The 3,013-nt window shown below is 37.2% G+C and carries 2 protein-coding genes; one reads left to right on the top strand and one right to left on the bottom strand.

The features are described 5' to 3' along the window. Nucleotides 1-310: 310 nt before the first annotated feature. Nucleotides 311-1,066 (bottom strand): NAD-dependent deacylase, encoded by a 756-nt coding sequence (locus J7K39_08280; protein MCD6179887.1) that lies wholly within the window; start codon nt 1,064-1,066, stop codon nt 311-313. Between the two features lie 96 nt (nt 1,067-1,162). Between J7K39_08280 and J7K39_08275 the strand changes: the two genes are divergently transcribed. Beyond that, nucleotides 1,163-3,013 (top strand): phosphoribosylformylglycinamidine synthase (locus tag J7K39_08275; protein ID MCD6179886.1); only part of this gene is annotated, 1,851 nt, incomplete at its 3' end.

The raw sequence follows: 3,013 nt of genomic DNA, 5'->3' as shown, positions 1-3,013 counted from the left end.
TTGATAAAAATTAAAATTTATTTTCAATGTGCTTTTTCACTCTATCAGAAGACATATTGTCCCCGCCAAAAGCGAGTGCAAATGTAGAAAATAATTCTAAAGAAAAAAGACTTTTCTAATTGTTTTCAAATAAGAATATCGAAAACAAAAAGCACCATCCTCTATCCCTTTAAAATAGAGCCTTTTGAACATTTACACCAAAGAATAATAATTAAAAATTAATTGAAATAATCAAGATTTCCATTTCTATCTTGAATAAAAAAACGTCTTATCAGCATTTGAAACTTATAAAATTTGGCCTCCCAAAGATTTAAACAAAGCGATCTAATTCTTCCACCAAACGACTAAGTCCCTCACTTGCATTGGCTTGAATAAATACATCCGCAATACTATGGGTAAAACTAGAAATATTGGGGTTAATCTCTATAATCTTACAGCCATTCTGCTTGGCTAAAACTGGGATAGAAGAAGCAGGCATTATTTCTCCACTTGTACCAATAATAATAAAAACATCTGCAAGATTAGCAGCATTTACACTTGCCCGATAAGCCTTATCAGGGATTCCTTCTCCAAAAAATACAAAATCTGGTTTCAATAAAGACTTACAATTCGTTTCTAAACACAAAGGCGGTTGGTTACCAATATCAATATCCGATACCTTATAATACCTATTGCATTTCGTGCACAAAAAATAGTTTAATCGTCCGTGAAATTCATATACAAGCGTACTTCCTGCTGCTTGATGCAAATTATCAATATTTTGCGTAATAATCTCCTTTAACAAACCTTTTCGTTCTAGATCCACCAATTTAAAGTGTGCCAAATTTGGTTCTGCCTTTCCAAAGAAATCATAAAAAAGAGCTTTAATTGCAGGCCAAGACAATTCTGGTGTTTGCAAATATGTTGATAAATCCAAAATGCTTGGATCGTAAGTATTCCACAACCCCCCTTCCCCTCTAAAAGGAGGGATCCCACTTTCAACCGAAATTCCTGCACCGGTAAAGGCGACAGTGTATGAAGAATTCTTGATTAATTGAGCAGCTTTTAGTATCGTTTTTTCAAGCATATTTTTACGATATTTTTATCAAAAATACCAAAAGAATCCCAATTGAAAAAACTATCTTTGCTGCGCAATCAAATCAACAATCAAAGTCACGACAAAATGATTTTATTCTTCTATAAATCAAGTGAAAACAAATATTTCGTTCTCGAGTCATCTCAACAGCTAAGCACTGAAAACATTGATAAAATGCATTGGCTTTTTTCTGGTGCCAAGCAAGTGAAATCTACAAAAATTGAGGGATCCTTTATTGGTCCTCGTAAAGAAATGATTACGCCTTGGAGCACCAATGCCGTGGAGATTAGTCAAAACATGGGAATCGAAGGCATTTTGCGTATTGAGGAATTTATTCAGGTTGAAACTGATGATGCTGATTTCGATCCAATGCTTCAAAGGCTGGTTCATAATCTTGATGAAACAATCTTTGAGATAGATAAACAAGCCGAGAAAGTTGAATTCATCTTAGACATTGCTACATACAATAAAACGGAAGGTCTGGCATTAAGCAATGAGGAAGTTGATTATTTGAATGACATCAGTAAAAAATTAAACCGAAAACTAACCGATAGCGAGGTTTATGGCTTTGCTCAGGTAAATTCAGAACATTGCCGACATAAGATTTTCAACGGCACCTTTATTATCAATGGTGTAGAAATGCAAGAATCGCTTTTTGCATTGATTAAGAAAACCTCTAAAGTTCACCCAAACCGTTTGGTATCTGCTTATAAAGATAATGTGGCTTTTGTTTTAGGACCAAGAGTAGAGCAATTTGCTCCAGCTAGCCAGGATAAAGCGGATTATTTTCAAACCAAAGATATCGATACGGTTATTTCTTTAAAAGCTGAAACTCATAACTTCCCCACTACCGTTGAACCTTTTAATGGTGCTGCAACAGGATCTGGTGGAGAAATTCGGGATAGAATGGCTGGAGGAAAAGGGAGTATCCCTATCGCAGGAACAGCGGTTTATATGACTTCCTACCCTCGTTCTAATGGCGATAGGGCTTGGGAAAAAGCTACGGATGCTCGACCTTGGCTCTACCAAACTCCCGAAGAAATTTTAATTAAAGCTTCCAACGGTGCCAGTGACTTTGGAAATAAATTTGGTCAACCTTTAATTTGCGGAAGTTTACTCACTTTTGAGCATTTCGAAAATGAGAAAAAGTACGGCTTCGATAAAGTAATTATGCAAGCCGGTGGTATCGGTTTTGGAAAAAGAGAAGATGCCTTGAAAGATATTCCAGAAGCAGGCGATGCCATTGTGGTTTTAGGCGGCGATAATTACCGTATTGGAATGGGCGGTGGTGCCGTTTCATCTGTAGCTACTGGAGAATATGATAATGATATAGAATTAAATGCCGTACAACGCGCCAATCCTGAAATGCAAAAGCGGGCTTTTAATGCCGTTCGAGCAATGATTGAAAAAGATGAGAATCCAATTGTTTCCATTCACGACCACGGTGCTGGCGGACATTTAAACTGTCTTTCCGAACTAGTAGAAGAAACAGGAGGAGTAATCGATGTAAGAAAACTACCTGTTGGCGATCCTACCCTTTCGGCAAAAGAAATTGTCGGGAATGAATCGCAGGAACGTATGGGTTTGGTGATGAAACCAAAAGATTTAGAACTTCTGCAAAAAGTTGCTGATCGAGAACGAAGCCCATTATATATTGTTGGTAAAACTACCGACGATAAACGCTTTAAATTTGAAGATGAAGGTCGTGCTCCAATCGATATGGAGTTAAAAGATTTCTTTGGGAAACCACCTAAAACGGTTCTGGATGACGAAAAGATAAACACTGTTTATCAGCCTTTGGATTATTCAAGTGAGAAACTGAACGATTATCTTGATCAGGTTCTTCAACTGGAAGCCGTAGCCTGTAAAGATTGGCTTACGAATAAAGTCGATCGCTCAGTAACCGGAAAGATTGCCAAGCAACAATGTGCCGGTCCT

It is taken from the genome of Bacteroidales bacterium, from assembly GCA_021157585.1.
In the GTDB taxonomy this organism is placed as follows: domain Bacteria; phylum Bacteroidota; class Bacteroidia; order Bacteroidales; family UBA12170; genus UBA12170.
The sequence above is the reverse complement of the archived record's forward strand: the minus strand, read 5'-3'. Positions and strand labels throughout refer to the sequence as shown.

Excerpts from the sequence above, each read along its gene's own strand:
- J7K39_08280 (MCD6179887.1), bottom strand. The coding sequence starts at position 1,066 with ATGCTTGAAAAAACGATACTAAAAGCTGCTCAATTAATCAAGAATTCT.